This is a genomic window from Nitratireductor thuwali (assembly GCF_036621415.1).
Taxonomy (GTDB): Bacteria; Pseudomonadota; Alphaproteobacteria; order Rhizobiales; family Rhizobiaceae; genus Chelativorans; species Chelativorans thuwali.
In genome coordinates, this window is record NZ_CP030941.1 from 3419903 (window position 1) to 3442078 (window position 22176).

Consider the following 22176-nt stretch of genomic DNA (forward strand, 5'->3'; position numbering starts at 1 on the left):
AGGACATGCATCTTTCGCAACTGAAAAAGGGCGGCGTCATCTTCCGCCGGGGCAATGACGCCCGCCTGGTGAACGGCGCCGAGAGCACCTATGCGCTGGCGGTGGAGGCCATCGACAGGGGCATGTCGCTGGCCGCCGCAATAGAAGCACGCGGGCTGGGCGATGCCGTGGACCTTGCGGCGCTCGCCGAAGAAGGCGCGCTCGACTGCCCCGTCCGCCATCCCGATCCGGCCCATATGTTCCTGACCGGAACCGGGCTCACCCATCTCGGCTCGGCCTCCACCCGCGACGCCATGCACGCCGACGAAAAGGGCATGAGCGACTCCATGAAGATGTTCAAGATGGGCATCGAGGGCGGCAAGCCGGAAAAGGGGAAGGAAGGCGTCCAGCCCGAATGGTTCTACAAGGGCACCGGCACATGCGCCGTCGCTCCCGGCGACCCGCTCCATTCGCCCGATTGCGCGCTGGACGGAGGCGAGGAGCCGGAGATCGCCGGCTTCTACGTCGTGGGCGCCGACGGCCAGCCGTACCGGCTGGGCTTCTCGCTCGCCAACGAGTTCTCCGACCACGTGACCGAGCGCATCAACTATCTGTTTCTCGCCCATTCCAAGCTGCGGCCGGCCTCCTTCGGCCCCGAGCTTCTGGTCGGCGACCTGCCGCGCGACATCAGGGGCACCTCGCGCATCCTGCGGGAGGGCAAGGTGGTCTGGGAAAAGCCGTTCCTTTCGGGCGAGGACAACATGTCCCACTCGATCGCCAATCTTGAATACCACCATTTCAAATACGGCCTGTTCCGCCAGCCGGGCGACCTGCACGTGCACATGTTCGGCACCGCCACGCTCTCCTTCGCCGACGGAGTATCGTGCGGCGAGGGCGATGTGTGGGAGATCTCCGCGCCGGATTTCGGCCTGCCGCTGAGGAACCCGCATGGGCGCGAGAAGAAGGGTTTTGCGGCGGTGAAGGCGCTTTAGGGCGGGAGCGGGAACATGCCCGGAGACGCCAGCGCTTCTTTACCCCCCCTCTGCCCTGCCGGGCAGAGGGGGGTGCGAAGGGGCGCTATCCATTCCGTCCGTTGCAACACATTCACATGGCATTCCGGCCATTGGTTCCGGAAAGGAAGCAGAAACGCATGAGCGCATTCAACCCCAAGCCCTGGCCGCGAAAGCTGCGCTCGCAAGAGTGGTTCGGCGGCACGTCGCGCGATCACATTTACCACCGCTCCTGGATGAAGAACCAGGGCCTGCCAGCCGATCTTTTCGACGGGCGGCCGGTGATCGGCATCTGCAACACATGGTCCCAGCTGACCCCCTGCAACGCGCATCTGCGCGACCTTGCCGAGCGGGTGAAGCACGGCATCTACGAGGCGGGCGGACTGCCGCTGGAGTTTCCGGTTTTCTCGACCGGCGAGAGCGCGCTCAGACCCACCGCCATGATGTACCGCAATCTGGCAGCCATGGATGTGGAGGAGGCGCTGCGCGCCAACCCGCTCGACGGCGTGGTGCTTCTGGCCGGCTGCGACAAGACCACGCCCGCGCTCTTGATGGGCGCCGCCAGCACCGATCTGCCGGCCATCGTCATCTCGGGCGGCCCGATGCTGAACGGCTGGTTCCGCGGCGAGCGCGTCGGCTCCGGCACGGCGCTGTGGCAGATGTCGGAGGCGATCAAGGCCGGCACCATGAGCCAGGAGGATTTCCTCGAGGCCGAGCAGGCGATGAGCCGCTCGCCCGGCTCCTGCAACACGATGGGAACCGCCTCGACCATGGCCTCGATGGCCGAGGCGCTGGGCATGGCCCTGTCCGGCAATGCCGCGATCCCCGCCGTCGACAGCCGCCGCCGGGTGATGGCGCATCTGTCGGGCAGGCGCATCGTCGACATGGTGAAGGACGACCTGAAGCCCTCCGACATCCTGACGCGTGAGGCGTTCGAGAACGCCATCCGCGTCAACGGGACCATCGGAGGCTCGACCAATGCCGTCGTCCATCTGCTGGCGCTCGCCGGCCGGGCGGGCGTCGACCTGACGCTGGACGACTGGGACCGGCTGGGCCGCGATCTGCCGACCATCGTCAACCTCATGCCCTCCGGCAAATATCTCATGGAGGAGTTCTTCTATGCCGGCGGCCTGCCGGTCGTCATGAAGGTGCTGGCCGAGGGCGGCAAGCTGCACCGGGACGCGCTGACGGTATCGGGCGGCCCGGTCTGGGACGAGATCAAGGACGTCCGCAACTGGAACGAGGACGTCATCCGCCCGCTCGACAAGGCGCTGACCCAGCAGGGCGGCATCGCCGTCTTGAAGGGCAACCTCGCGCCGCGCGGCGCCGTGCTGAAACCTTCGGCGGCTTCGCCGGAGCTGCTGCAGCACCGGGGCAGGGCGGTCGTCTTCGAGGACATCGACGACTACAAGGCCAAGATCGGCGACGACGCGCTGGATGTCGACGAGACATGCATCCTGGTTCTGAAGAACTGCGGGCCGAAGGGCTATCCGGGCATGTCGGAGGTCGGCAATATGGGGCTTCCGCCGAAGGTGCTGAGGAAGGGCGTCACCGACATGGTGCGCATCTCCGACGCCCGCATGTCGGGCACAGCCTACGGCACCGTGGTGCTGCATACCTCGCCGGAGGCGGCGGTGGGCGGCCCGCTGGCGGTGGTCCGCAATGGCGACATGATCGAAATCAACGTGCCGGCGCGCCGCCTGCATCTCGATGTATCTGACGAGGAACTGCAACGCCGGCTCGAGGCCTGGACGCCGCGGGTCGAGCGGCCCAATGGCGGCTACGCGCAGCTCTTCCACGACCATGTGGAGGGCGCCGATACCGGCGCCGATTTCGACTTTCTGAAAGGATGCCGGGGCAATGCCGTGCCGCGCGATTCGCACTAGAGCGCCGTGCGTCCATTTGGACGCACAAGGGCGCTCGAACCTTTTGAATCCACGCATCGTGCTTTCCGAAGACCGATCCGGATTTTTGGACCGATGCTGCAGGAGCGACCATGAGTGAACCGACGAAGATCGGTCTTGTCGGCATAGGCAAGATCGCCCGCGACCAGCATATCCCCTCCATCGAGCGTTCGCCGTCCTTCGCCCTGGCGGCCGGCGTCAGCCGCAATGCGAAGGTGGACGGCGTCGAGAACTTCACGGATCTGGAAGCCTTCCTTTCGGCGCGCCCGGACGTTCTGGCCGTCTCCTTGTGCACGCCGCCTTCATCGCGTTTCGAGATGGCGGTTTCGGCCATCAAGGCGGGGCGCGACGTGATGCTGGAAAAGCCGCCCGGAGCCACGCTCGGGGAGGTCGAGGCGCTGGTGGCGCTGGCCGAGCACCATCAGGTCAGCCTCTTTGCGACCTGGCATTCGCGCTTTGCGCCGGCCGTGGAGCCGGCCCGCAAATGGCTGAAGGGCAAGACGATCCGTTCGGTCGAGATCGTCTGGAAGGAGGACGTGCGGCGCTGGCACCCCGGCCAGGACTGGATATGGGAGGCGGGCGGTTTCGGCGTGTTCGATCCCGGCATCAACGCCCTGTCGATCCTGACGGCGCTCGTGCCCTCCGTGTTCGTGACCGGAGCGATACTCGAAACGCCGGAAAACCGGGCAATGCCCATTGCCGCGAAACTGTCGATGAGGAATCTCGACGGCGTGGCCGTCGAAGCCGTTTTCGACTGGCGCCAGGAAGGGCCGCAGACCTGGGGCATCGCCATCCGCACCGACCAGGGCGAGCTCAGGCTTTCCCGCGGCGGCGCCAGCATGAGCGTCGACGGCCGCATGCGCAAGGAGGAGCCGGAGGCCGAGTATGACGGTCTTTATGCCCGCTTCGCCGAGCTTGTCGCCAGCAAGCAGGTCGACGTCGACCTCAGCCCGCTGAAGATCGTCGCCGATGCATTTCTTTGCGGCCGCAAGGTCGACGTGGAGCCCTTTCATGAATAGATAGGGCAATGCCCAAGGCATCATTCACCCCAAATCTCCCAAACCCAAGGATCCTACGATGTCCCAAAGCTTCGAGCCCCGTGGAAAACATTTGATTGCCGGCGAGTGGGTCGCGGGGGACAAGAGATTTGCTTCCGATCCCGTTACCGGGCCCAAGCATGAGTTCTTCGTCGGAACGGCGGCGGATGTGGACCGGGCCGCCAAGGCGGCCGAGGAAGCGTTCTGGACCTATGGCTATTCCAGCCGCACCGAGCGCGCCGCATTCCTGCGCGCCATCGCCGACGAGATCGAAGCGCGCGGCGCGGCCATTACCGAGATCGGCGTCCAGGAAACCGGCCTGCCGGAAGCCCGCCTCAACGGCGAGCGCGGACGCACCACCGGGCAGCTTCGGCTGTTCGCCGACCATATCGAGAAGGGCGACTATCTCGACCGCCGCCACGACCCGGCCAATCCCGACCGCCAGCCGCTGCCCAAGCCGGACCTGAAGCTGATGCAGCTTCCCATCGGGCCGGTGGGCGTTTTCGGCGCTTCGAACTTTCCGCTGGCCTTTTCCACCGCCGGCGGCGACACGGCGTCGGCGCTCGCGGCCGGCTGCCCGGTCATCGTGAAGGGCCATCCGGCGCATCCGGGCACCGGTGAGATCGTGGCCGAGGCCATTGCCGCGGCCATCGAGAAGACAGGACAGCACCCGGGCGTTTTCTCGCTGATCCAGAGCAACACCAACGAGGCAGGCGAGGCGATCGTCACGCATCCGCTGGTCAAGGCGATCGGGTTCACCGGGTCGCTGGGCGGTGGGCGTGCGCTGTTCAACCTCGCTCAGGGCCGCGACGAGCCCATCCCGTTTTTCGGCGAGCTCGGCTCCGTCAATCCGCAGTTCCTGCTGCCCGCCGCCCTCGGCGCGCGCGGCGGAAAGATCGCCGAAGGCTGGGCGGCGTCGCTGACCATGGGCGTGGGTCAGTTCTGCACCAACCCCGGCGTCGCCATCGCGCTAGCCGGAGACGATGTCGACGGCTTCGCGCAAACGGCCAAGGGCGTGCTGGAAAAGGTCCTTGCACAGCCCATGCTGACCAGCGGTATCGCCGATGCCTACCGGCGCGGGCGCGACAAGGTGGTGGGGCTCGGCTGCGCCAAGGCCACGCTCGCCTCCACCGGCGAGGGCCGCAACAGCGGCCCGGACCTGTTGGAGACGACGGGCGAGGACTGGCTTGCCAATCCCGACCTTCACAATGAGGTCTTCGGACCGCTGGGCCTTCTGGTGCGGGTCAAGGACGAAGAGGAGATGCGGGCGGTGGCGCACAGCCTGGAAGGTCAGCTGACCTGCACGCTGCACATGGACGACGCGGACCGGACGCTGGCCGCCTCGCTGATGCCCATCCTCCAGCGCAAGGCCGGACGTCTCATCGCCAACGGATTTCCGACCGGCGTGGAGGTCAGCGACGCGATGATGCATGGCGGCCCCTATCCGGCCAGCACCAATGTCTCGACCACTTCGGTCGGCACGCTGGCGATCCGCCGCTTCCTGCGCCCGATCGCCTTCCAGGACATGCCGCCGGCGCTGCTGCCGACCGATCTGGCGGAAGTCTGACGGAAGTGAGCGGGGCGGAGCCTCGGCCGTTCTGTGCCGCCATCGACTGGGGCACGACTAACATGCGGCTGTGGCTGCTGGGCCGCAAGGGCACCGTCATCGCCCGGCGCGCCAGCGGCGAGGGCATGCGCGCCTGCATGCCCGACCGCTTCGAGGCGGTGATGGAAGCGCATCTGACGGCTGCCGGCGCGCCGGACGACCTGCCGGTGATCGTGAGCGGCATGGCCGGCGCGCGCGGCGGCTGGGCGGAAGCGCCCTATCTCGATGCGCCCGCGGACCTGCGCGACCTCGGGCGGAACGCCTTGCGCGTTCCTTCGGCGCGGCGCGATGTGCGGATTCTGCCCGGCGTCTGCCAGCGCATGGCGGGGCGGGAGGACGTGATGCGCGGCGAGGAAACGCAGCTGGCAGGCGCAGTGGCTGCCGGCACGGTGGCTGGCCTTTTCTGCCTTCCCGGAACTCATTCGAAATGGGCGAGGCTGGAAGAGGGGCGGCTGACCGGCTTCACCACCTTCATGACCGGCGAGCTTTACGCGCTGATGCGCCAGCACTCGATCCTGCGGGACACGCTGGGCGAGGGCGATGCCGATCCGGGCCATCCGGCCTTCGGCAATGCCGTTGATGAGATGCTGTCAGAAGGCGCCGTCACGGCGGCGCTTTTCTCGCTGCGGGCGGCCGCTCTCTTGTCGGGGACCGGCGCCGAGGAACTGCGGGCGCGGCTTTCGGGCCTGCTGCTTGGAAGCGAGATCGCGGCGGCTGTTAGTCAGGAGAGGCCGGAAGAGGTTCAACTGGTTTCAGCCGGCGGCCAGGCCTGGCTTTACGAAACCGCCTTCGCCGCCGCCGGCATCGCCAGCCGGACGCTCGACGGCGCCGAACTGGTGCGCCGTGGATTGTTCGATGCGGCGTGTATTCTCTGGCCCGAAAGGATGGCCCCATGACCGGAACCCGTATCGCGTGGCCGAAGCTGCGCCGCGATCTCGTGGCGATCCTGCGCGGGCTGACGCCCGATGAAGCGCCCGGCGTCATCGATGCTCTCCTGGATGCGGGCTTCGAGGCGATCGAGGTGCCGCTGAATTCGCCGGACCCTTTCCGCACGATCGAGCAGGCCGCGCGCGCTGCGCCCGAGGGTGTGTTGATCGGCGCGGGCACCGTTCTGACTGTGGAGGACGTCAAGCGTCTTCATGATTCCGGCGGGCGGCTGATGGTCAGCCCCAATGTCGAGCCCGAGGTCATCCGTGCGGCGGCGTCCCATGGCATGGTGACGATGCCCGGCGTCTTCTCGCCCACCGAAGCGCTGGCTGGCGTCAAGGCCGGCGCATCCGGTCTGAAGTTCTTTCCGGCAAGCGTGCTGGGCCCGTCCGGCATCAAGGCCGTCAGCGCGATCCTGCCCGCCGATGTGCCGATCGGCGCGGTCGGCGGCGTCTCCGACGGGGATTTCGCCGCCTACAAGGCTGTCGGCATACGCACTTTCGGCCTGGGTTCGAGCCTCTACAAGCCCGGCGACGGCGCCATGGAGACGGCGCGGAAGGCGCGGGCGGCGGTGGCGGCTTACGACGCGGTGTTCGGCGGCTAGGGCAGCCCTGCCGCCACGTTCACGTGGCGTGTCTCAGCTTGCGTAGACAGTGCCGAGATCGGCAAAGCCCTTTATCTCGATGGGATTGCCGAAGGGATCGCGGAAGAACATCGTGTTCTGTTCGCCCGGCTCGCCCTTGAAGCGGGTGGTCGGGGCGATGATGAAGTCGACGCCGGCGTTCTCGAGGCGCGAGGCGAGCGCCTGCCAGTCGTCGCGCTGCAGGATGACGCCCAGATGCGGCATGGGCACCATGTGCTCGCCGACCTTGCCGGTCGCCGCCGTGGCGAAAGGCTCGCCCAGATGCAGCGATATCTGATGGCCGAAAAAGTCGAAGTCCACCCAGCTCGGCGCGCTGCGGCCCTCCTTGCATCCGAGCAGCCCGCCATAGAAGCGGCGCGCTTCGTCGAGGTCGGTCACGTTGTAGGCCAGGTGGAAGATGGATCGCATGCGGCGCACTCCTGAAAGGAATTGATACGGGCGCGGCGCTGGAGTTCAGCGCCGGTTGGCGACCTTTACATCGAAATCGGCCGGCGGAACATGCTCCAAGGATGCCGATGCATGGGCACGCAATATCGTCGCCGGCAGGTCTTCCGCCGAGACGGGCCGGCCGTACAGGAAGCCTTGGCCGATGTCGCAGTGCACGGCCTTCAGGATGCGCTCCTGCTCGACGGTTTCCACGCCCTCGACGATAACCTTCGCGCCGATTTCCTCGGCTAGCATGCGCACGGCGCGGATGATGATGAGGTCGAGCGGCTCGTCCAGAACCGAGCGCACGAAACTGCGGTCGATCTTCAATTCGTTCCACCGGAAATTGCGCAGATAGGCGAGCGACGAATATCCCGTGCCGAAATCGTCAAGGGCGATCGACACGCCGATGGATTGCAACTCCTGCAAAGCCACGACCACGCGCTCGGCATCGTGCATCAGGACCGATTCGGTGACTTCCAGCTTCAGACGACTGGCTGGCAGGCCTGTCTCGCCAAGGATCCTTGTCACCGTGCTGACGAGCTTGTCGTCCATCGTCTGCGCAATGGACAGGTTTACCGAAACGGGGATTTCATTCGGGAAAAGGAGAGCGTCGCGGCACGCCTGCCGCAGAATGGAATAGCCGAGTTCGACGATGTCGCCGGCGGACTCGGCGATCGGGATGAACTCCACGGGTGAGATATCGCCAAGGACGGGATGGCGCCAACGTGCCAGCGCTTCCGCTCCGCTGAGGCGGCCGGACGCAAGATCCACCTGGATCTGATAGTTGGCGAATATCTGGCCGTCCTTGATTGCCGTCGCCAGATCGCGCTCGATGTGGCGCTGCCGCTCGATTTCCTCGCGCAGCGCGCGATCGAAATGCACCACCCGCCCTTTGCCGCGCGACTTGGCGACGCTGAGAGCCAGGTCGGCGTCCAGTATGAGATTGCGGTCCGGATCGTCGGCAGCGTCGCTGACCGCGATGCCGACCGATGCCGCGACCGATGCCGGAACCTTTCCAAGTTGCACGGGCTCGCCGACCGCCTGGCGGATGCCTTCGGCGATCACCATGGGCGACGAGCCGTCGGGCAGGTTGACCAGGGCGACGAACTCGTCTCCGCCGAAACGCGAGACTATGTTGTTTTCGTCGAACATCCGCGCTGCCCGGACAAGGCGCTCCGCGATGACCTTCAGCAACTGGTCGCCGGCCGTGTGGCCGAGCGTATCGTTCACCATCTTGAACCCGTCCAGGTCGATGGCCAGGACGCCTATGCGGTCTTCCGGGCGCCGCGCCGCGCCGCGCATCTCCTTCAGCGCGCCGACGAAGGCGCGCCGGTTCGGCAGTTTCGTCAGAGCGTCGTGACGCGCCAGAAAGCCGTTGCGCTCGGCGATCGCGCGCGCGGTCTGGTGGGCGCGTTGCAGCGAGCGGTTCTGGAAGAATATCGCCGCCAGCAGCCCGCTGCCGACGGCAAGGACGAGGACGAAGATGAGGTTCTGGTTGCGCTGGTTGCGGCTGAGATCCTGATAGGCGCGCGAAGACTCGATGACGCCGGCGGTATGGGCATCGCCGCCGATGCCGTCGATGGCCTTGCGGGCCGCCTGGAGCTCCGCCAGAATATGCTGCTGGGCTGCAGGATTCTCCAGGTCGTCGAAATAGCCCGACAGTTCATCGAAGCGCTGCTTCAGTTGGACCAACTGGGCCTTCCTGTCCGGGCGGCTGTCCAGGAAATGCTTGAAGACGCCGCGATTCCACATGTCGAGCCGCCCCTGCAGAATCTGGTAGTAGAGGCGGGCAGCCTCGCGGTCTTCCGCCGCGCCATTGACCGCATAGCGGGCCACATGCTTTTCGAGCGTCGTCGCCTCCAGACGTCCGTGCATCCCGATCCAGGAAAGATCGAGCCGCAGCGAGCGCTCGGCCGCGTTCTTCGACACCGCCAGCGACCAGAAATGGCTTGCGGCGACAATGGTGAGGAAGATCAGCGTGCCGCCGGCAAGGTAGCGGAATCTCGTTATCCAGCCCATCACATGCTCAGGGCGTGACCGTGATCCGGCGCACCTGCCAGGCGGAACGGGCGTAGTGGAGCTCGGTCTTCAGCGACGGGCGATCGTCGAAGGGATAGATCACGAAGAGAGGGCCCTTGTCGGCGATGGGCATGTAGTCGCCGTTTCTCTTGAAGGCGAGTATCACGCCATAGTCGGTGAAATCGGCAAGCGGGATGTCGGTCCTGTAGTTGTTCAGCGCGACGACCCGCACCGCGGTTCCCTTGGCGCCGACAGCTTCCATGAGCGCCGCCATCGGCACGCCCTCGAACGATACGACGCCATCCTCCCACGGGGTGGAGGTGGCGATGGTCGCGGACGGCATCTGCTCGAGCTGTTCGATCGTATAGTCGATACTGCCGCCCTCGATCGCGCCGTCTATCGTCAGCACGACCGCGTCCTGTGCCGCAGCTTCCGGCGGTGCCGCCAAAACCAGGATCGAAACAAAGGCGGCGCAAAGCATCTTGATCATCGGAAATCTCCCCCAATGGCACGGATTGTACCCGCCAATCCTCTACAGCAGGTAAAGCCGCTTGCCGAACTGCCGCGCCGGTGACCGCGGCGCAAGCAGGCCCGTCAGCACGGCGCGGACGGGAACTCTCGGCGGTGTCGCGGATTGGGGCCCAAGAGACGGGCCACCTATGATCGAGAGACAACCATGGACGAATGGCAGGCGACATCCCCGGAAGAACTGCGCCGGCTGAGAAAGGAATCCGCCCGGACATTCGGCGACATGCTGGTTTGCGAGGCTGTCCGGGTGATCCTGGAGACCGGCGGCGAAGAGGCGATCGGCCAGTTGCGGCGGCGCCTGGAAGGCCGGATCACAGAGAGTCCCGACCATGCGCCCGGCGACGACCGCACGCATCGGCTCGCTTTCGAGGAACTCGAACGGGCTATCCAGATCGCCCGGCACGGCACGACGCAGCTTAGAGGCTGGACCGAGGACGCACCGCCGTCAATTGAGGAACGCAAGCCTGGCAGTTCCTAGCATTGCAATTGTGATTTGCCGCCGCGCCCCCCAGAACGGGCTACCGCCGGGCGCGGCGGCTACCGCCTTCGCGCCGCGCCTCGGGAAATCCAGCGGGTACGGTTGAACGGCGCTGCGATTTCGACCACCTTGGGCCCATGACGATCCACGCCATGACCAGTCAAGCGGTCGGTGAGATCATCGCCGCCCGCACGGGGACCCCGCCCGCGGACCTGCAACTTGAACGCAAGCGCTTCGGCGGGGCCGAAGCCACCGAAACGGCCGTCGTGACGGCGCGCTATCTGGATGGCCGCAACCGCCCCGCCATGCTGCGCGTGGTGGTCAAGCACCTTGAAGGCAGGCCGGCGCGCGAAGCGGCCGTCTATCGGAACCTGGTGGCCGAGCATGCCGCTGAAATGGCGCCGGAACTGCTCCATGTGAGGATGCTGGGCCCCGATTCGGCGCTCATGTTCCTGGAGGCGGTCCGCCGCATCAATGCGTGGCCGTGGCGCGACCCGGCCGCCGCCGACGGCATGCTCGCGCAGTTGGGCCGCTTCCACGCCGCCGTCGGGGAAAGCGACATCGCCCTTCCGGAGTGGAACTTCGAGAAGGAGATCGCCTCCATGGCCCATGGCGCGGAATGGATGCTCGACGAGCACCGGAAGAACCCCGAACTCGCCGAACTGACGCGTGACCTGCGCAAGGTCGGGCGGATCGCCGAGGCCATGCCGCGCCTGCGCCGGCAGCTTCTGGCCGAAAAGCCCTTCGGCTGCCGTCCGATCCATGGCGATGTTCATCCGGGCAACGCCCTGGTGCGCCGCAGGAGGGGCAGGCACGAGCCGGTCCTCATCGACTGGGGCCGCGCCCGCCTCGGCTCGCCTCTGGAGGATCTGAGCAACTGGCTGCAGTCGCTGCATTTCTGGGAGGCCGAGGCCCAGCGCCTGCACGATACCTATTTCAGCCGCTACCTGTCCGCCTTCGGCATGCCGCGCAGGCTGACGGCCGATATCCGCGCGGCCTACTGGATCGCCGGCGCTTCGAATGCCTTGGCCGGCGCCCTTCTGCATCACCTCGTCATCGTCGCGGACCCGCAACAAAGGAAGGCGGACCGCACGACCTCCTTTCAGGCGGCGCGGCACTGGCTGCGCGTCATCCGCCGCGCCAACGCCTGGACCATGTGACCGCCCGCCGGTTCGCCCGCGCGTTTCCCAGCCGACCATGGCTGCCATGCCCGCCCCGCACGCCCGCTGCGGCCGAGGGCGGAACATTTCAATTCCAGCACTGTTGGAGGTGAATCCAAGGAGGCAGCGATGTACAGCATCTTCTACATCATCGGCGTCGTGGTTGTGGTGCTCTTCGTTCTCAGTCTGCTCGGTTGAATGGGAGGAAACAATGACGAATTCCAAGAGCGATACGGCGGCCAGGGCCGCGGAAACCGTCAGGGAAACGGCTGCCGAGACCACGGAATCGGCCAAGGCGGAAGCGACGACGAGAGCCGAGGGAGCCAAGTCCTCCCTGGCGAACGAGGTGTCGAGCATCGCTTCGGCCCTGAAAGCAGCCTCGCGCGAGTTCAGCGACGGCTCCACCGAATCGAAGGCCTTCGACCAGGTCGCAGAAGGATTGTCGGGCGCGTCGGAGGCGATACAGAAGAAGAGCCTGAGCGAGATGGTGTCCGATCTGAATTCCTTCGCCCGCAGGAATCCGGCCGCCTTTCTCGGCGGGGCGGCGGTGCTCGGTTTCGCCGCGAGCCGGTTTGCCAAGGCTTCGGCAGAACCGGCGGCGAAGGAATCCCGCAGCGGGATGACGGCCGGCGGTGGTGTCCCGCAGGCGACCAGTGAACCTATCAGACCAGAGGCCAAGCCATGACCGATCAATCGACCAAAACCAGCTCGGGCACGCTGTTTTCCGACGTCCTCACGCATTTGAGCAATCTCGTGCGCGGCGAGGTGGACCTGGCCCGTGCAGAGGTCAGTGAGAGCGTCCAGAGCGCGGCAACGGCCATCGGCCTGCTCGTCGGGGGCGTGGTCATCGCGCTGACGGCGCTCAACGTGCTGGCGGCCGCCGTGGTTGCCGGGCTGACCGAAGCAGGCATTGCCGGCGGCTGGGCGGCGCTGATTGTGGGCGGCGTCCTTGCCGTAGTTGCCTTCGCCCTTTGCTACAAGGGCATGAACGACCTTCGGCCGGCGAGCCTGGCTCCGACCCGCACCGCAAGGAACCTGCGCCGAGATGCAGCCGTCGTCAGGGAGACCCGCCATGAGCACTGATGCCCGAACACCCGAAGAAATCGAGCGCGACATCCAGCAAGAGCGGGCGCAACTCGCCTCGTCGCTGGAAGCGCTGCAGGAGCGGTTCTCGATCGAGGGGATCACCCGGCAGGTCGCGGACCAGCTGAGGCGGCACGGCGGCGAATTCGGGCAGTCGGCCCTGGAGTCGGCAAAGAGCAACCCCGTAGCGCTGGCTCTCACCGGAATTGGACTGGCCTGGATGATGGCGAGCGACGCGCGAAGGAACGGAGGCGGCGACGGCGCAGCCTCGTTCGGCGGCACGGCGGCGGTCGCCAGGCGGCCCGACGGGTCGCAGCGCTGGGATCGCATGAGAGCCGAGGCGAGCCGGCAGGGCCATAAGGCGAGGGCCTCGGCGGAGGACCTGCGCAACCGGCTTCAGGAAGGCACGGAGAACTTGTCGGAGGCCGCAAGGAAGCGCGTGGTGGAAGCCCGCGAAGCCGCCTACCGGGCGCAGTCCCAGATCGAGCGCGCTGCCGGAGGCGGCAACAAGAAGCTCGCCGACTACTACAGCGAACAGCCGATTGTCGCGGGCGCCATGGCCTTTGCCGCCGGCGCAGCGCTTGGCGCGTTCCTCCCGCATACAAGGGCAGAGGACAGCGCGCTTGGCGAGAGCTCGGACGAAGTTTTCGAGGAAGCCGAGCGCATCTTCAGGGAAGAGACGGAAAAGGCGAAGGAGGCCGTGAAATCGGCGTCCTCCCAGCCGGCCGCAAAGGCCAGAAAAGCCCAGGCGCGCGCTAGTGGCGACGGGCCTGGCGGCCGTAAGAGCGGGCCAGCCCAACCAGGCTAGATCCGTTTCACGGAAGCGCCGAACTGATCCGACCGTTTGATTCTACGGAGTTCCGGACGGAAAACGGGCTTCCACTTTTCCTGGGATTGCTCTACGCGTGATCCCGAAACGGGAACGCCGGTGTTCGGAAAGGTCATGCCCCTGCAAGGGGATAGGTCACGGTGACGGTTCAAGGAAGCGTCATCGTGATCTGGAGGCCAGGCTGGAGGATGGCGTGGCAGCAGCCCGCGGAAGGCAGAGCGCGGGCTTGCGCGCTCGCTCACAGGTCCGATTCATTCTCCTTCGACGGCAGTTCCTCTCCGAGCGTGTCCTCGACGTAGAGGGTTCGGGTGAGAACGAACGCCACCACGGTGAGCGGGCCGGCCAGCACGACCCCGAGGACGCCGAAAAGCGCGCCCATGGCCACGACCGACAGCATGAACAAGGCCGGCGGCACTCTCACCGCCTCGCGCTGCACGATGGGCGTGATCAGGTTCGACTCGACCTGTTGGATGGCCAGATAGAGAAGCGCCGTCCACAGGAGCGTGCTCCAGCCTTCGCCGAGGGCGAGCAGCAGCCCCGGCACGGCTCCGACGAACGGACCGATCAGCGGAACGAATTCCGTCAGGAAGGCGAAAAGGGCCAGTGCGAGAGGTGAGGGCAGGCCGATGGCCCAGGCGCCCAGACCAACCAGCGCGCCCACCATCGTCATCGAAAGCAACTGGCCCACGAGCCAGAATTTGAGCGCCCTTCCGGTCCTGTCCAGGGCTTCCCCGGCGTGGCCGTGCTGCGCCGGCGGGAACAGGAGAAGGAAACCGTTCCGGTAGAGTCCCGGATTGACGGCAAGGAACGCGCCGGCGACGACGACGAGAATGAACCCGGTGATTGCCGTGGCCGCAGTCTGAACCATGCTTGCAAGGTCGCTGAGGATCCTGTTGAAGACACCGCCGGCGGCCTCGCCCGCCTGCTCCAGCGAGTTCGGCAGGGAAATGCCGGTGCGGCTTTCGATGCTGCGGGCCGCCTCGGGCAGTTGCTGAACGAGACCTGCGGTCTGGCTCTGGATGTTCGGCCATGCGAACCAGAGTATCGCGCCGATCGCCATGATGATGAGAAGAGCCGATACGGCCAGCGACCAGTGGTGACCCAACGGGGTACAGCGGCGCACCAGATCGCTCGCGGCCAGCAGAATGGTCGCCACCACGACTGCGGCGAAAGCCAGGATGATCGTGTGCCGCAGATGCCAGGCCAGAAAAAAGGCGGATACGATGATGCTGGCAATCAGCACCCGGCGTGCGAAATCAGGCAATTTCCCGGATTGGCCGCCGCTCCCGCCCGGCCCGGATGCGCCTCCGCTCTTGTGCGACATCTTTGCTTCCATCTGCTGAACGGCCGAGCCCAGCCTCGCGGCCGGCGGTCAGTTTTCGAGCCGGTCGAACTGGTCCGCTTGCGCTCCGTTTCCGTAGATCACCTTCAGCGGAACGGTGGGTTTGCGGCATTGTTCCATCGTGGAATGGTGGACCACCGGAACCGGAACCCTGCCGCTTGCCGCCGCGGCGGCTCCGACGGCGGTCCGCCGACGCTCATGACGCCAGGGCGTTCAGCCAGTTTCCGATGGTGTCCTGCGGCGCCTGCTCCTTGCCGACGGCGATGGTCTTGCCCCGTCTCATGTCCCTGATGTCGCTGGGCGCGCGGCCAATAGGCCGCGAAAGGCACGGCTGAAATGCGAGGCGCTGGCAAAGCCGGCGTCATAGGCAAGTTCGGAGACGGCCAGCCCTTCCGCGGCGTTTGCGCCGGTTTGGCATGATCCGACCCCGCACGGGGACACTCCAAGAACAACATTGAAGTCCGCCTGAGAGCCTGGAGCGCGCCCGTAACCTCATTCCTGCAGGCCCGCGAACAGGAGCCGCAGGACTGACGCTCGGTGTGGCATGTCAAGGCTTAGCCTGACGGCCAGTGCCTCTCGAGAAAATCGAGTAGAATACGGCTGGCGAAGCGTGGGTTGTCCTGATTCGAGCAGTGGCCGGCACGAGGAATGATCTCGAACCGCGCGTCCGGACATTGCCGGGCCCACTTCCGACTCAAGGAAAGCGTCGCTCCGACCTTGTCGTTGTCTCCTACGGCGATCATGAGCGGATGAGGGATTTTGTAGTCCGGCTCCCATCGGAGGCCTGTCTGGACCGCGTGCCAGATGTCGAGGATTGCACTCTTGGTCAGGTTGCCGCTGACCTCTCGGATATAGTCCCGAACCTCGGGGTCAAGGGCAGCGCGACGTGCAATGGCTTCCACCAGAAGCCGGTGCGGAAACGCCGCCATTGCCTTGCCTGAAGCGGCAAGCAGCAAACGCATCGCCGGCCCAAGCTTCGTATGGGTAAGCGAGGCTGCATCGAAGCAGACCAGAGCCGCGACCCTGTCGCGATGGGCATACGCTACTTGCTGGCTGATAAAGGCACCCATGGAAAGCCCGACAAGGGCCGCCCTTTCGATGCCGAGGTAATCCAAAAGCGCAATGAGATCAGCCGCGCCACGTTCGAAGGAGAAGCGTCCAGTCAACGGTTGCGAGAGCCCGTGTCCGCGCAGGTCCCAGGTTATCACACGGTACTTTTCCGCGAGCACGGCAACCTGTGGGTCCCAACTGCGATGATCGAGCGTCGCACCGTGGCTGAGGACGACAGGTTTCGACGATGGATCGCCGTGGCACCAAAAATGGAGCTTGGTTTCAGCTACTTCGATTTTCAAGGCCAACCTCCAACGTGCATCCCAGTGGAAGCGGTGTCCGCCGAAGTGCGGCCGATCACGCCTCCTTTAGGCGTTCTTCTCGAAGAATGGCGTCGACGAGGTTATGACTTTGACGGCAGCGGGCCGATCCATCCATGAGGGGCTGCCGGAGCTGGAAAACCCCCCAAGCAAAAATTCCTGTCCTCCGCATGCGAACGCATCCGCATCCGCATGAAGGCCATGTCTCATTCATGCTCGCAGGTCAAAGGCTCGGAATCAAGCAGGTGGGCGATGGCACTTGGCTGATCAGCTTCATGCACCATGATCTGGGATTATCGACCTGGAGCAGAGAACCTTGCAGACCATCGACAACCCGTTCGGCACGAGGTTGTCCACCATGTCTCCGGAATGAAATGTAACCCATGTGTCCGGGTCGTACATTTGAAGTCATGGTCGGAGTGGCAGGATTTGAACCTGCGACCCCCTCGTCCCGAACGAGGTGCGCTACCAGGCTGCGCTACACTCCGTGACCCGACGGCGGGCTTATAGCGGCGATGCCCTTTCTCCGCAAGCCGAAACCTGGCGGTCAGTAAGGGCTTTCGACATTTCCCGTCTCGACATAGACGGACTTGATCTGCGAATAATGGGCGAGCGCCGCCAGGGCGTTTTCGCGGCCTATGCCGGAGTTCTTCACGCCGCCGAACGGCAGTTCCAGCGGGGTCAGATTGTAGGTGTTGATCCAGCAGATGCCGGCCTGCAGGGCATCGGCCACGCGGTGGCCGCGCGCCAGATCGGCGGTGAAGACGCCGGCGGCCAGGCCGAACTCGGTGCCGTTGGCGCGGGCGACGGCTTCGTCCTCGTCGCGGAAGGTGAGGACGGACATCACGGGGCCGAAGATTTCCTCGCGGGCGATCCGCATGTGGTCCTCGACATTGGTGAAGATCGTCGGCTCCACGTAAAAGCCGTTCTCGAAGCCCTGCAGGCTTGGCGCTCCGCCGCCCAGATGGAGCGTCGCCCCTTCCTGTTTGCCGATCTCGATATAGTCGAGCACCCGCCGGCGCTGGTCCTGCGAGACGAGGGGACCGAGATGGGTGTCGGGATCGAGCGGGTCGCCGAGCCTGATCTTGCGCGTGCGTTCCGTCAGCTTCTCCATGAAGCGGTCGCGAATGCCTTCCTGCAGGAAGACGCGGGTTCCGTTGGAGCAGATCTGGCCGGTGGAATAGAAATTGCCGAGAATGGCGCCGCCGACGGCGTTTTCCACGTCGGCATCCTCGAAGACGACGATGGGCGACTTGCCGCCAAGCTCCATCGTGCCCTGCTTCATGTGGCTGCCGGCCAGCGCCATGACCTTCTTTCCGGTGGCAACCGACCCGGTGAGCGAGACCTTGGCGGTGGCCGGATGCGAGATCAGTGCTTCGCCCGCCTCGCGCGCGCCCTGAACCACGTTGAAGAGGCCGTCCGGCAAACCGGCCTCGGTGAGGATTTCGGCCAGCTTCAAGGCCGAGAGCGGTGTGTTCTCGGACGGCTTGAAGATCATGGCGTTGCCCATGGCGAGCGCCGGGGCGGCTTTCCAGGCGGATATCTGGATGGGATAGTTCCACGCGCCGATGCCCACGCAAACGCCGAGCGGCTCGCGCTTGGTATAGCCGAAGGCGCCGCCGCCGAGATCGACATGGTCGCCGCGCTCGGCGGCGATGACGCAGCCGTAGAATTCCAGCGCCTCGGCGGCCGAAGCGGCGTCGGCCACAAGCGTTTCCTGGAGCGCCTTGCCGGTGTCCAGCGTTTCCAGGCGCGAAAGCTCCTCATTGCGCTCGCGCAGGATCTGCGCCGCCCGCCGCAGCACCCGGCCGCGCTCGATCGGCTTCACCTTCGCCCAGGCGGCTTGCGCGGACCGCGCCGCCTCGACGGCCAGTTCGACGATATTGGGAGTGGCCAGGTGAAGGCGGGCAATCGTCTCGGCGGTCGCCGGATAAAGGACGTCGAGCGCCGGCCCCTGCGTGTCCTCCACATAGGCGCCGTTGATGTAGTGCGAGGCTGTCGGTTGGGCGCGCATGGCCGCTCCTGATGTTGACGTCAGTAGGTTACAGCGTCCTTCGAGCGTTCGATAGGACGCTCGGCGCCGTCGCGGTCCGAAACCCGCCAATGGGGATTGATCCACGGCTCCTGATTTGAAGGGGGAAGGGGCGTCTTGTCCAGGATGAGGTCCGCCGCCTTCTCGCCCACCATCATCGACGGCGCGTTGAGATTGCCGTTGGTGATGCGCGGGAAGATCGAGGAATCGGCCACCCGCAGGCCCTCGACGCCGATCACCCTCAAGGCGGTATCGACCACGCTCATCGGGTCGTCGGCGGCGCCCATACGGCAGGTGCCGCAGGGATGGTAGGCGCTCTCGACATGTTCGCGGATATGGTCGTCGAGGGCTTCGTCGGAAACGACGCCGTCGCCCGGCGAAAGCTCCCTGCCGGCATAGGGCTTGAAGGCTTCCTGCGAAAAGATTTCCCGGGTGAGGCGGATGCAGTGGCGGAAGTCGGCCCAGTCGTCCTCATGCGCCATGTAGTTGAAAAGGATCTTCGGGGCATCCTTCGGGTCGGGCGAGGCGAGGCTGACATGGCCGCGCGATTTCGAGCGCATCGGCCCGACATGGGCCTGGAAGCCGTGGGCCTTGGCCGCCGCCTTGCCATCGTACCGGATGGCGACCGGCAGGAAGTGGTACTGGATGTCGGGATATTCGACGCCGGCGCGCGAGCGCACGAAAGCCGCCGCCTCGAAATGGTTGGACGCGCCGTGGCCGTTCTTGAACAGGAGCCATTGCGCCCCGATGAGCGCCTTCGAGAACAGGTTCAGGCTCGAATAAAGGGTGATCGGCTGGCGGCATTCCTGCTGGACGTAGAGCTCCAGATGGTCCTGGAGGTTCTGGCCGACACCCGGCCTGTCGGCCACCACGTCAATGCCGAGACGCCGCAATTCGTCGGCCGGCCCGATGCCCGAATGCAGCAGAAGGGCGGGCGAGTTGATCGCGGAGGCGGCGACGATGACCTCGCGCTTTGCCTTAACAAGTTGAATCTTTTTGCCAGCTTCGATCTCGACGCCTGTCGCGCGTTGATTCTTTATGACAATCCTGCGGACGAAGCCCCTGACAAGATTCACGTTCCGCCGCTTCAGCGCCGGCTTCAGATAGGCGTTGGCGGCGGACCAGCGGCGGCCCTTGTGGATCGTCTGCTCCATGGCGCCGAAGCCTTCCTGACGGGAGCCATTATAGTCTTCCGTGGTCCCGAAACCGGCTTCGCGCCCGGCTTCGATGAAGGCCTTGTAGAGCGGATTGACGCGCCTGCCTTGCTGCACGTAAAGCGGTCCGTCGGTTCCCCGCCAGCCTTCCTCTCCGTGGCGCGCATTTTCCATGCGCTTGAAATAGGGCAGCACGTCGGCGAAGGACCAGCCATGCGCGCCGCTTGCCGCCCAATGGTCGAAGTCGCGTGCGTGGCCGCGCACATAGACCATGCCGTTGATCGAGGAAGAGCCGCCGACGACCTTGCCGCGCGGCGTGGCGAGACGGCGCCAGCCGAGATGCGGCTCGGGCTCGGTGCGGTAGCCCCAGTCGTAGCGGGCCATGTTCATGGGAAAGGAGAGGGCGGCCGGCATCTGGATGAAGGGACCGAAATCGCTGCCGCCGGCTTCGACGACGATCACCGAATGACGGCCGTCCTCCGACAGCCTGTAGGCGAGCGCGCAGCCGGCCGAGCCGGCCCCGACGATCACGTAATCGGCTTCGAGAGACATGTTCATGAGGACCTGTCCGCTCTTACCTGCAGTTCCAGATAATCCTGCACCAGGGCGCTCGCCGAGACCGCATCGGGAGGGCCGTCCTTGAGCGCGCGGCGGATGTAGAGCCCGTCGATCAGCGCGGCGATGCCCTCGGCGGCGCGCCGGGCCGCGGCATCCCTCATGATCGGCCGCAAAGCGTAAAGGAGGTTCGAGTGAAGCCGGCGCGCATAGATGCGAAGCAGCCGCCGCAGGGATGTGCTGTGCTGCGCCTCCACATAGAAGGCAAGCCAGGCCGAAACGATCTCCGGCTGAAACTGCTTGTGCGAGAAGTTGACGGCGATCACCGCCTCCACCCGCTCTATGCCTTGTTTGCCGGCCACGGCCCGGCGCAGGTCGCCGCCAAGCTCCGCCAGGATGTGACGCATGGCGGCGTGGAGCAGGTCTTCCTTGCCGCCGAAATAATGATGCGCAAGCGCAGTCGAGACGCCGGCGCGTCCGGCGATGTCCGACATGGTGACGTCGAGCGAACCGCGCTCGCCGATGGCGAGTATGGCGGCGTCGATGAGCGCGCGGCGGCGTATGGGTTCCATTCCGATCTTGGGCATCGGACGATCGTATCCTTGATTGACTGATCAATCAATGAAAAACATTTGGCGGCGATGTTGCATTGCGGTATAAAGTTCATGGTTGAACAATGCCTGCCGGGAGGCGTGATCCTGACGGATGGTGCTCCTGGTCGGGCAACCACCCCGCCGGATCACGAGAACAGGCGGCGTTTCATGCTGTCCGGCGGCCCGCGGTGCCTTGCGTTTCGGGCGCTGGACAGGGACGTTGTGGATATTGGATCTGCATCGTGCTGAATTGGGTTATCGCACCGATGCTGCGGCAGGAGGAGGAAGTCATGACGGCAAGCATAGTGGGCTGGGCGCACTCGAAGTTCGGAAAGCTGTCCGATGAGACGCTGGAAGGCCTGATCGTAAAGGTCGCCGCGGAGGCGATGGAGCATGCCGGCATCGGCCCCGAAGACGTCGACGAGATCGTGCTCGGCCATTTCAACGCCGGCTTTTCCGCCCAGGATTTCACCGCCAGCCTCGTGCTGCAGGCCGATGACCGGCTGCGCTTCAAGCCGGCGACGCGCGTCGAAAACGCCTGTGCCACCGGTTCGGCCGCTGTCCGCCAGGGGCTGCGGGCGATAGACGCCAACGCGGCGCGCATCGTGCTCGTGGTCGGCGCCGAACAGATGACGACCACGCCCGGCCCCGAGATCGGCCGCAACCTGCTCAAGGCGTCCTACCTGCCTGAGGAAGGGGACATTCCCGGCGGGTTCGCCGGTGTCTTCGGCCAGATCGCCGCCGCCTATTTCCAGCGCCATGGCGACCAGTCCGACGCCCTGGCGCGGATCGCCGCCAAGAACCACAAGAACGGCGCCAACAATCCGCTGGCCCAGATGCAGAAGGATCTGGGCTACGAGTTCTGCCGACACGAGAGCGAGCGCAATCCCTTTGTCGCCGGCCCCTTGAAACGCACGGACTGCTCGCTCGTGTCCGACGGCGCGGCGGCCATCGTTCTGGCCGATACGCAGACGTCTCTGTCCATGCGCCGGGCGATCGCCTTCCGCGCCAACGAGCATGTGCAGGACTTCCTGCCCATGTCGAAGCGCGACATACTGGCGTTCGAGGGCTGCGGTCAGGCCTGGAGCCGGGCGCTGAAGCGCGCCGGCATCACAATCGACGAGCTGTCCTTTGTCGAAACCCATGATTGCTTCACCATTGCCGAACTCATCGAATACGAGGCCATGGGGCTGGCCAGGCCCGGCGAAGGCGCGAAGGTGGCGCTCGAGGGCCAGACGGAGATGGGCGGGCGCCTGCCGGTGAACCCTTCCGGCGGCCTCAAGGCGAAGGGGCACCCCATCGGCGCGACCGGCGTTTCCATGCATGCGCTGAGCGCCATGCAGCTTGCCGGCGAGGCGGGCGGGATACAGGTGCCCGACGCCGCGCTGGCCGGCATCTTCAATATGGGCGGCGCGGCGGTGGCGAATTACGTGTCGATTTTGGAGCGGATCAAGTAGGCTGGTTTCCGGACGGGCGGCTGGGCCTGTCGCCCCGCCCG

General features: G+C 65.6%; 20 protein-coding genes, 1 tRNA gene and 1 pseudogene. 13 read left to right on the plus strand and 9 right to left on the minus strand.

Features of this window, described 5'->3' with window-relative positions; all coding sequences use genetic code 11:
• Positions 1-5: 5 nt before the first annotated feature.
• The 6 genes from araD1 to NTH_RS16570 all read left to right on the plus strand — a co-directional run bounded on the left by araD1 (position 6) and on the right by NTH_RS16570 (position 7067).
• Positions 6-971, plus strand: a complete 966-nt coding sequence (araD1, locus tag NTH_RS16545; protein ID WP_338531043.1) for an AraD1 family protein — start codon at positions 6-8, stop codon at positions 969-971.
• Positions 972-1129: 158 nt separating this feature from the next.
• Positions 1130-2875, plus strand: coding sequence for an L-arabinonate dehydratase (gene araD / locus NTH_RS16550; protein ID WP_338531044.1), 1746 nt, complete (start codon positions 1130-1132; stop codon positions 2873-2875).
• A gap of 110 nt (positions 2876-2985) precedes the next feature.
• Positions 2986-3912: a Gfo/Idh/MocA family protein gene (locus NTH_RS16555; RefSeq protein ID WP_338531045.1), complete on the plus strand. Its 927-nt coding sequence runs from the start codon at positions 2986-2988 to the stop codon at positions 3910-3912.
• 58 nt (positions 3913-3970) lie between these two features.
• The gene (locus NTH_RS16560) at positions 3971-5497 is read left to right on the plus strand and encodes an aldehyde dehydrogenase (NADP(+)) (protein ID WP_338531046.1); all 1527 of its coding nucleotides are present in this window, start codon (positions 3971-3973) and stop codon (positions 5495-5497) included.
• Positions 5498-5502: 5 nt separating this feature from the next.
• Complete coding sequence (locus tag NTH_RS16565; protein ID WP_338531047.1) at positions 5503-6432, plus strand: 2-dehydro-3-deoxygalactonokinase; 930 nt, start codon at positions 5503-5505, stop codon at positions 6430-6432.
• Positions 6429-7067, plus strand: coding sequence for a 2-dehydro-3-deoxy-6-phosphogalactonate aldolase (locus NTH_RS16570; RefSeq protein ID WP_338531048.1), 639 nt, complete (start codon positions 6429-6431; stop codon positions 7065-7067). Before NTH_RS16565 ends, NTH_RS16570 begins: the two co-directional genes overlap by 4 nt.
• Before the next feature lie 33 nt (positions 7068-7100).
• Here the strand turns inward: NTH_RS16570 and NTH_RS16575 are convergent, their stop codons facing one another.
• From NTH_RS16575 to NTH_RS16585, 3 genes are read right to left on the minus strand one after another with little or no spacing between them, the layout of a single operon-like run.
• Positions 7101-7514: a VOC family protein gene (locus NTH_RS16575; RefSeq protein WP_338531049.1), complete on the minus strand. Its 414-nt coding sequence runs from the start codon at positions 7512-7514 to the stop codon at positions 7101-7103.
• A 45-nt stretch (positions 7515-7559) separates the two neighbouring features.
• A complete protein-coding gene (locus NTH_RS16580) occupies positions 7560-9554 on the minus strand; it encodes a putative bifunctional diguanylate cyclase/phosphodiesterase (RefSeq protein ID WP_338531050.1) in 1995 nt (664 codons plus the stop codon).
• A 7-nt stretch (positions 9555-9561) separates the two neighbouring features.
• The gene (locus NTH_RS16585; RefSeq protein ID WP_338531051.1) at positions 9562-10044 is read right to left on the minus strand and encodes a molybdopterin-dependent oxidoreductase; all 483 of its coding nucleotides are present in this window, start codon (positions 10042-10044) and stop codon (positions 9562-9564) included.
• A 186-nt stretch (positions 10045-10230) separates the two neighbouring features.
• On the opposite strand from NTH_RS16585, the gene NTH_RS16590 reads away from it, so the two are divergent.
• The 5 genes from NTH_RS16590 to NTH_RS16610 all read left to right on the plus strand — a co-directional run bounded on the left by NTH_RS16590 (position 10231) and on the right by NTH_RS16610 (position 13611).
• Positions 10231-10560, plus strand: coding sequence for a hypothetical protein (locus NTH_RS16590; protein ID WP_338531052.1), 330 nt, complete (start codon positions 10231-10233; stop codon positions 10558-10560).
• A 152-nt stretch (positions 10561-10712) separates the two neighbouring features.
• Positions 10713-11720: an aminoglycoside phosphotransferase family protein gene (locus NTH_RS16595; RefSeq protein WP_338531053.1), complete on the plus strand. Its 1008-nt coding sequence runs from the start codon at positions 10713-10715 to the stop codon at positions 11718-11720.
• 211 nt (positions 11721-11931) lie between these two features.
• A complete protein-coding gene (locus NTH_RS16600) occupies positions 11932-12405 on the plus strand; it encodes a hypothetical protein (protein WP_338531054.1) in 474 nt (157 codons plus the stop codon).
• Complete coding sequence (locus NTH_RS16605) at positions 12402-12803, plus strand: phage holin family protein (RefSeq protein WP_338531055.1); 402 nt, start codon at positions 12402-12404, stop codon at positions 12801-12803. The genes NTH_RS16600 and NTH_RS16605 overlap by 4 nt, the downstream gene beginning before the upstream one ends.
• Positions 12793-13611, plus strand: coding sequence for a DUF3618 domain-containing protein (locus tag NTH_RS16610; RefSeq protein ID WP_338531056.1), 819 nt, complete (start codon positions 12793-12795; stop codon positions 13609-13611). Before NTH_RS16605 ends, NTH_RS16610 begins: the two co-directional genes overlap by 11 nt.
• A gap of 259 nt (positions 13612-13870) precedes the next feature.
• On the opposite strand, the gene NTH_RS16615 is transcribed toward NTH_RS16610, so the two are convergent.
• Both NTH_RS16615 and NTH_RS16620 read right to left on the minus strand, forming a co-directional pair.
• Positions 13871-14956 carry an AI-2E family transporter gene (locus NTH_RS16615; RefSeq protein WP_338531057.1) on the minus strand — a complete coding sequence of 362 codons (1086 nt, stop codon included), beginning with the start codon at positions 14954-14956 and terminating at the stop codon, positions 13871-13873.
• 572 nt (positions 14957-15528) lie between these two features.
• A complete protein-coding gene (locus NTH_RS16620; RefSeq protein ID WP_338531058.1) occupies positions 15529-16326 on the minus strand; it encodes an alpha/beta fold hydrolase in 798 nt (265 codons plus the stop codon).
• A 230-nt stretch (positions 16327-16556) separates the two neighbouring features.
• Here NTH_RS16620 and NTH_RS23155 point away from each other — a divergent pair.
• Positions 16557-16717: pseudogene (locus tag NTH_RS23155) on the plus strand (transposase); the annotation flags it as partial.
• Positions 16718-16755: 38 nt separating this feature from the next.
• On the opposite strand, the gene NTH_RS16625 reads toward NTH_RS23155, so the two are convergent.
• The 4 genes from NTH_RS16625 to betI all read right to left on the minus strand — a co-directional run bounded on the left by NTH_RS16625 (position 16756) and on the right by betI (position 20672).
• Positions 16756-16832: transfer RNA gene (locus NTH_RS16625), tRNA-Pro, on the minus strand.
• A 59-nt stretch (positions 16833-16891) separates the two neighbouring features.
• Positions 16892-18358, minus strand: a complete 1467-nt coding sequence (gene betB / locus NTH_RS16630) for a betaine-aldehyde dehydrogenase (protein WP_338531059.1) — start codon at positions 18356-18358, stop codon at positions 16892-16894.
• A 20-nt stretch (positions 18359-18378) separates the two neighbouring features.
• Positions 18379-20082, minus strand: coding sequence for a choline dehydrogenase (betA, locus tag NTH_RS16635; protein WP_338531946.1), 1704 nt, complete (start codon positions 20080-20082; stop codon positions 18379-18381).
• A 2-nt stretch (positions 20083-20084) separates the two neighbouring features.
• Positions 20085-20672, minus strand: coding sequence for a transcriptional regulator BetI (betI, locus tag NTH_RS16640; RefSeq protein WP_338531060.1), 588 nt, complete (start codon positions 20670-20672; stop codon positions 20085-20087).
• Between the two features lie 296 nt (positions 20673-20968).
• On the opposite strand from betI, the gene NTH_RS16645 reads away from it, so the two are divergent.
• A complete protein-coding gene (locus NTH_RS16645; protein WP_338531061.1) occupies positions 20969-22135 on the plus strand; it encodes an acetyl-CoA acetyltransferase in 1167 nt (388 codons plus the stop codon).
• Positions 22136-22176: the final 41 nt, after the last annotated feature.

Bases quoted from the DNA above. Each gene is read 5' to 3' on its own strand.
- betI (WP_338531060.1), bottom strand. From the start codon at position 20,672: ATGCCCAAGATCGGAATGGAACCCATACGCCGCCGCGCGCTCATCGAC.
- NTH_RS16600 (WP_338531054.1), top strand. From the start codon at position 11,932: ATGACGAATTCCAAGAGCGATACGGCGGCCAGGGCCGCGGAAACCGTC.
- NTH_RS16560 (WP_338531046.1), top strand. From the start codon at position 3,971: ATGTCCCAAAGCTTCGAGCCCCGTGGAAAACATTTGATTGCCGGCGAG.
- NTH_RS16605 (WP_338531055.1), top strand. From the start codon at position 12,402: ATGACCGATCAATCGACCAAAACCAGCTCGGGCACGCTGTTTTCCGAC.
- NTH_RS16585 (WP_338531051.1), bottom strand. From the start codon at position 10,044: ATGATCAAGATGCTTTGCGCCGCCTTTGTTTCGATCCTGGTTTTGGCG.
- betB (WP_338531059.1), bottom strand. From the start codon at position 18,358: ATGCGCGCCCAACCGACAGCCTCGCACTACATCAACGGCGCCTATGTG.
- NTH_RS16575 (WP_338531049.1), bottom strand. From the start codon at position 7,514: ATGCGATCCATCTTCCACCTGGCCTACAACGTGACCGACCTCGACGAA.
- NTH_RS16610 (WP_338531056.1), top strand. From the start codon at position 12,793: ATGAGCACTGATGCCCGAACACCCGAAGAAATCGAGCGCGACATCCAG.
- betA (WP_338531946.1), bottom strand. From the start codon at position 20,082: ATGTCTCTCGAAGCCGATTACGTGATCGTCGGGGCCGGCTCGGCCGGC.
- araD1 (WP_338531043.1), top strand. From the start codon at position 6: ATGCATCTTTCGCAACTGAAAAAGGGCGGCGTCATCTTCCGCCGGGGC.
- NTH_RS16590 (WP_338531052.1), top strand. From the start codon at position 10,231: ATGGACGAATGGCAGGCGACATCCCCGGAAGAACTGCGCCGGCTGAGA.
- NTH_RS16645 (WP_338531061.1), top strand. From the start codon at position 20,969: ATGACGGCAAGCATAGTGGGCTGGGCGCACTCGAAGTTCGGAAAGCTG.
- NTH_RS16570 (WP_338531048.1), top strand. From the start codon at position 6,429: ATGACCGGAACCCGTATCGCGTGGCCGAAGCTGCGCCGCGATCTCGTG.
- NTH_RS16615 (WP_338531057.1), bottom strand. From the start codon at position 14,956: ATGTCGCACAAGAGCGGAGGCGCATCCGGGCCGGGCGGGAGCGGCGGC.
- NTH_RS16555 (WP_338531045.1), top strand. From the start codon at position 2,986: ATGAGTGAACCGACGAAGATCGGTCTTGTCGGCATAGGCAAGATCGCC.
- NTH_RS16580 (WP_338531050.1), bottom strand. From the start codon at position 9,554: ATGGGCTGGATAACGAGATTCCGCTACCTTGCCGGCGGCACGCTGATC.
- NTH_RS16595 (WP_338531053.1), top strand. From the start codon at position 10,713: ATGACCAGTCAAGCGGTCGGTGAGATCATCGCCGCCCGCACGGGGACC.
- araD (WP_338531044.1), top strand. From the start codon at position 1,130: ATGAGCGCATTCAACCCCAAGCCCTGGCCGCGAAAGCTGCGCTCGCAA.